1 rRNA gene is annotated in these 3,229 nt (G+C 50.5%); it reads left to right on the forward strand.

Going from position 1 to position 3,229, the window contains the following annotated elements:
• Positions 1–246: 246 nt before the first annotated feature.
• A 23S ribosomal RNA gene (locus tag CAG57_RS10465) occupies positions 247–3,198 on the forward strand.
• Positions 3,199–3,229 lie beyond the last annotated feature (31 nt).

Here is a 3,229-nt window from a genome sequence, read left to right on the forward strand (position 1 = left end):
TTGCTCTTTAACAATTTGGAAAGCTGACAAAGTAATTTATCTTGATAGATAAGTTACTTGTAAAGTTCTCAATCTTTATCTTAAAGATAAAGACCAAAAATACACATTCAAGTGTGCTTGGTGAAAAACGTCTTCGGAGGTTTTTCAAAAATTGAGTCCGGCAAAATCTGTCTCGCACTCATGAAAATAAAACGCGAGACAACTTAGGTTGTTTAAACAACAACTCGAAACTTCTTCGGGTTGTATGGTTAAGTGACTAAGCGTACACGGTGGATGCCTAGGCAGTCAGAGGCGATGAAGGACGTAGTAACTTGCGAAAAGCGTAGATAAGGCAGTAACAGCCACTTGAGTCTACGATATCCGAATGGGGAAACCCAAGTGCAGCAGCACTTATCATTAACTGAATTCATAGGTTAATGAGGCAAACCGGGGGAACTGAAACATCTAAGTACCCCGAGGAGAAGAAATCAACCGAGATTCCGAAAGTAGCGGCGAGCGAAATTGGATTAGCCCTTAAGCTTTATATGCGTCAGGCGAAGGCTCTGGAAAGGGCCGCGGAACAGGGTGATAGCCCCGTAGCCGTTAGCGCATGTTCAGTGAAATCGAGTAGGGCGGGACACGTGATATCCTGTCTGAATATGGGGGGACCATCCTCCAAGGCTAAATACTCCTGATTGACCGATAGTGAACCAGTACCGTGAGGGAAAGGCGAAAAGAACCCCTGTGAGGGGAGTGAAATAGAACCTGAAACCGTGTACGTACAAGCAGTAGGAGCCNACAACGCGCAGCGTTGGTCAACCGACTCATCGGCAGAGGTGGCTTAGTGATGGGGTGACTGCGTACCTTTTGTATAATGGGTCAGCGACTTATATTCAGTGGCAAGGTTAACCACATAGGGGAGCCGTAGCGAAAGCGAGTCTTAACTGGGCGTTCAGTCTCTGGATATAGACCCGAAACCGGGTGATCTAGCCATGGGCAGGTTGAAGGTTGAGTAACATCAACTGGAGGACCGAACCGACTAATGTTGAAAAATTAGCGGATGACTTGTGGCTAGGGGTGAAAGGCCAATCAAACTCGGAGATAGCTGGTTCTCCCCGAAAGCTATTTAGGTAGCGCCTCGGACGAATACTACTGGGGGTAGAGCACTGTTAAGGCTAGGGGGTCATCCCGACTTACCAACCCTTTGCAAACTCCGAATACCAGTAAGTACTATCCGGGAGACACACGGCGGGTGCTAACGTCCGTCGTGAAGAGGGAAACAACCCAGACCGCCAGCTAAGGTCCCAAAGTATTGCTAAGTGGGAAACGATGTGGGAAGGCTTAGACAGCTAGGATGTTGGCTTAGAAGCAGCCATCATTTAAAGAAAGCGTAATAGCTCACTAGTCGAGTCGGCCTGCGCGGAAGATGTAACGGGGCTAAGCAATACACCGAAGCTGCGGCAATGCGCTTTTTCTTTTATTAGGGAAGGTCGTATTGGGTAGGGGAGCGTTCTGTAAGCCGTTGAAGGTGAACTGTAAGGTTTGCTGGAGGTATCAGAAGTGCGAATGCTGACATGAGTAACGACAAGGGGGGTGAAAAACCTCCCCGCCGGAAGACCAAGGGTTCCTGTCCAACGTTAATCGGGGCAGGGTAAGTCGACCCCTAAGGCGAGGCTGAAGAGCGTAGTCGATGGGAAACGGGTTAATATTCCCGTACTTGTTATGAATGCGATGGGGGGACGGAGAAGGCTAGGTGGGCCAGGCGACGGTTGTCCTGGTTCAAGTGAGTAGGCTTGAGAGTTAGGTAAATCCGGCTCTCTTTAAGGCTGAGACACGACGTCGAGCTGCTACGGCAGTGAAGTCATTGATGCCCTGCTTCCAGGAAAAGCCTCTAAGCTTCAGTTCATAAGAAATCGTACCCCAAACCGACACAGGTGGTCGGGTAGAGAATACCAAGGCGCTTGAGAGAACTCGGGTGAAGGAACTAGGCAAAATGGTACCGTAACTTCGGGAGAAGGTACGCTCTTGACGGTGAAGTCCCTTGCGGATGGAGCTATTGAGAGTCGCAGATACCAGGTGGCTGCAACTGTTTATTAAAAACACAGCACTGTGCAAAATCGTAAGATGACGTATACGGTGTGACGCCTGCCCGGTGCCGGAAGGTTAATTGATGGGGTTAGACGCAAGTCGAAGCTCTTGATCGAAGCCCCGGTAAACGGCGGCCGTAACTATAACGGTCCTAAGGTAGCGAAATTCCTTGTCGGGTAAGTTCCGACCTGCACGAATGGCGTAATGATGGCCACGCTGTCTCCACCCGAGACTCAGTGAAATTGAAATCGCTGTGAAGATGCAGTGTACCCGCGGCTAGACGGAAAGACCCCGTGAACCTTTACTACAGCTTGGCACTGAACATTGACCCTACATGTGTAGGATAGGTGGGAGACTTTGAAGCGCAGTCGCTAGATTGCGTGGAGTCGACCTTGAAATACCACCCTTGTAGTGTTGATGTTCTAACTTAGACCCGTTATCCGGGTTGAGGACAGTGCCTGGTGGGTAGTTTGACTGGGGCGGTCTCCTCCCAAAGAGTAACGGAGGAGCACGAAGGTGGGCTAATCACGGTTGGACATCGTGAGGTTAGTGCAATGGCATAAGCCCGCTTAACTGCGAGAATGACGGTTCGAGCAGGTGCGAAAGCAGGTCATAGTGATCCGGTGGTTCTGAATGGAAGGGCCATCGCTCAACGGATAAAAGGTACTCCGGGGATAACAGGCTGATACCGCCCAAGAGTTCATATCGACGGCGGTGTTTGGCACCTCGATGTCGGCTCATCACATCCTGGGGCTGAAGTCGGTCCCAAGGGTATGGCTGTTCGCCATTTAAAGTGGTACGCGAGCTGGGTTTAGAACGTCGTGAGACAGTTCGGTCCCTATCTGCCGTGGGCGTTGGAGAATTGAAGGGGGCTGCTCCTAGTACGAGAGGACCGGAGTGGACGAACCTCTGGTGTTCGGGTTGTCACGCCAGTGGCATTGCCCGGTAGCTAAGTTCGGAATTGATAAGCGCTGAAAGCATCTAAGCGCGAAGCGAGCCCTGAGATGAGTTCTCCCTGGCAGTTTAACTGTCCTAAAGGGTTGTTCGAGACTAGAACGTTGATAGGCAGGGTGTGTAAGCGTTGTGAGGCGTTGAGCTAACCTGTACTAATAGCCCGTGAGGCTTAACCATACAACACCGAAGGGGTTTTGATGGGCTCAAT

The organism is Vibrio sp. V30_P3S12P165 (genome assembly GCF_009904905.1).
Taxonomy (GTDB): domain Bacteria; phylum Pseudomonadota; class Gammaproteobacteria; order Enterobacterales; family Vibrionaceae; genus Vibrio; species Vibrio fujianensis.